General features: G+C 61.6%; 2 protein-coding genes. Both read right to left on the reverse strand.

Features of this window, described 5'->3' with window-relative positions:
• Positions 1 to 38: 38 nt before the first annotated feature.
• Complete coding sequence (xdhB, locus tag WA145_RS11045) at positions 39 to 2,432, reverse strand: xanthine dehydrogenase molybdopterin binding subunit (protein ID WP_422581624.1); 2,394 nt, start codon at positions 2,430 to 2,432, stop codon at positions 39 to 41.
• Positions 2,425 to 3,203, reverse strand: a 779-nt coding sequence (locus WA145_RS11050; protein ID WP_422581625.1) for an FAD binding domain-containing protein, incomplete at its 5' end; no start/stop codon positions are given. The genes xdhB and WA145_RS11050, both read right to left, overlap by 8 nt.

Consider the following 3,203-nt stretch of genomic DNA (forward strand, 5'->3'; position numbering starts at 1 on the left):
CCGGTACTGCGATCGCCAGCAAGCTGGCTCCTTCAGGGTTAGGCCGGTTCGGCTTCTGCAGCGACAGCCTTGGCTGTTTGCTGCAGTTTCTTCATTTGCTCCACACCCCAGAGGACGCGCTCTGGCGTGGCCGGTGCGTCGATCTTCGGTTGCACGCGGTAGTCGGCCAGGCTGGCCACCGCATCCTTGATCGCACACCACACGGCGATGCCGAGCATAAACGGCGGCTCGCCGACGGCTTTGGAGTGGAACACGGTGTCTTCTGGGTTCTTGCGGTTTTCCACCAGTTTGACCCGCAAATCCAGCGGCATATCGGCGATGGCGGGAATCTTGTAGCTGGCCGGACCGTTGGTCATCAGCTTGCCTTTGCCGTTCCACACCAGCTCTTCCATGGTCAGCCAACCCATGCCCTGAACGAAGGCGCCTTCGACCTGGCCGATGTCGATAGCCGGGTTTAGCGAGGCGCCGACGTCATGCAGGATATCGGTGCGCAGCATCTTGTACTCGCCGGTCAGGGTGTCGACTATCACCTCGGCGCAGGCGGCGCCGTAGGCGAAGTAGTAGAAGGGGCGGCCGGCGGCCTTATCGCGGTCGTAGTAGATTTTCGGTGTGCGGTAGAAACCCGTGGAAGACAGCGAAACCTGAGCGAAGTAGGCCTTCTGGATCACTTCCTCGAAGCTCAGGAACAGGTCGCGTACGCGCACCTGGCTGTTGCGGAATTCGACGTCTTCCGGGGTGACCTTGTATTCGCGCACCAGAAAATCCACCAGGCGCTGCTTGAGGGTTTCGGCGGCGTTCTGTGCGGCCTTGCCGTTCAGATCGGCACCGCTGCTTGCTGCGGTCGGCGAGGTGTTGGGCACCTTGTCGGTGTTGGTCGCGGTGATCTGGATGCGCGAGATATCCACCTGCAGCACTTCGGCGACGATCTGCGCGACTTTGGTGTTCAAGCCCTGGCCCATCTCGGTGCCGCCGTGGTTCAGGTGAATCGAACCGTCGGTGTAGATGTGGATCAGCGCGCCAGCCTGGTTGAGGAAGGTGGCGGTAAAGCTGATACCGAATTTAACCGGGGTCAGCGCCAGGCCTTTCTTCAGTACCGGACTTTTATTATTGAATTCAATAATTTCACGGCGGCGCTTGGCGTAGTCACTGCTGGCTTCCAGCTCGGCGGTCATCTCGTGGATAACGTTGTGCTCCACCGTCTGGTGGTAGTGGGTGACGTTGCGCTCGGTCTTGCCGTAGTAGTTGAGCTTGCGTATTTCCAGCGGGTCCTTGCCCAGGCTGCGGGCGACCGCATCCATGATCTCCTCAATAGCGACCATCCCTTGCGGACCGCCGAAGCCGCGGTAAGCGGTGTTCGAGGCGGTGTTGGTCTTGCAGCGATGGCCGTTGATGGTGGCGTTGCCGAGGAAGTAGGCGTTGTCGGAGTGGAACATCGCGCGGTCGACGATGGAGCCGGACAGATCCGGCGAGTAGCCGCAGTTGCCGGCCAGATCGATCTGGATGCCATGTAGCAGGCCGTTGTCGTCGAAGCCGACGTCGTATTCAACGTAGAACGGATGGCGCTTGCCGGTGATCTGCATGTCCTCGACGCGCGGCAGGCGCATCTTGGTCGGCCGGCCGGTGAGGTGGGCGATCACTGCGCACAGGCACGCAGGACCCGCGGCCTGGGTTTCCTTGCCGCCAAAACCGCCGCCCATGCGGCGCATGTCGATGACGATCTTGTGCATCGGTACGCCAAGCACTTCAGCGACCAGCTTCTGTACTTCGGTGGCGTTCTGCGTCGAGGTGTAGACGAGCATGCCGCCGTCTTCGGTGGGCATCACCGAGGAAATTTGCGTCTCCAGGTAGAAGTGTTCCTGGCCGCCGATATGCAGGCTGCCTTGCAGGCGACGCGGCGCGCTGGCCAGTTCGGCGCTGGAGTTGCCGATCTTGTGCTGATGGCTGTCGAGGACAAAATGCTTCTTGCGCAGCGCATCGACCACGTCCAGTACCGGTTCAAGGTCTTCGTATTCGATGATCGCCGCCATGGCCGCCTTGCGCGCGGTTTCCAGGCTGTCGGCACCGACAGCGATGACTACTTGGCCGACGTATTCGACCTTGCCGTCTGCCAGCAGCGGGTCACCGGCGACCACCGGGCCGATGTCCAGCTGGCCAGGTACGTCCTTGCTGGTAATCGCAATGGCCACGCCAGGAATCGCGTAGCAGGGCGCGGTGTCGATGCTGAGGATGCGTGCGTGGGCGCGGTCGCTCATGCGGGCATAGACGTGCAGCTGATTGGGGAATTCCAGACGGTCGTCGACGTAGATGGCTTCGCCGGAGACGTGTTTGTCCGCGCTTTCATGTTTGACGCTCTTGCCGACGCCGGTGGTTATGTCGGCGCGGAACAGTTCGGCCAGTTCGGCTTGGGTTTTGTGCTGGATGTGGTTAGACATAGGCGGTCACCCGGGTTTCGACTTCGGGAGCTTGCAGCTCGAGGAAGAATTTACGCAGTAGATTCTGTGCAGTGAGCAGGCGGTATTCCTTGCTGGCGCGGAAATCGCTGAGCGGGGTGAAATCCTCGGCCAGCGCGGCGCAGGCGCGTTCGATCACGCCCGGATACCAGGCCGAACCTTGCAGCGCGGCTTCGCAGGCAGCGGCGCGCTTCGGAATTGCAGCCATGCCGCCAAAGGCGATACGCGCGCTTTGCACCACGCCCTCTTCGACCACCAGATTGAAGGCGGCGCAGACGGCGGAAATGTCGTCGTCCAGACGCTTGGACACCTTGTAGGCGCGAAACGCCTGGCTGGCCTGATGGCGCGGCACGATGATCTTCTCGATAAATTCGGCTTCCTGACGCGCAGTCACCTTGTAGTCGAGGAAGTAGTCTTCGATCGGCAGGGTGCGGCTGTTGTTGCCTTTGCGCAGCACGATCTGCGCGCCGAGGGCAATCAGCAGCGGCGGGGCGTCGCCAATCGGCGAGGCGTTGCCAATATTGCCGCCCAGGGTGCCCTGGGTACGGATTTGCAGGGAGGCGAAGCGGTGCAGCAGCTCGCCGAAGTCCGGGTAGTCCTGGGCCAGCGCTTTGTAGCAATCGGACAGCGCTGTGGCGGCGCCGATTTCGATGCTCTCGGCGGTCACTTCGACGCGCTTCATCGCTTCGATATGGCCGACGTAGATCATTACCGGTAGCTCGCGATGGAACTGGGTGACTTCCAGGGCCAGGT

It is taken from the genome of Pseudomonas sp., assembly GCF_049301935.1.
Lineage (GTDB): Bacteria > Pseudomonadota > Gammaproteobacteria > Pseudomonadales > Pseudomonadaceae > Aquipseudomonas.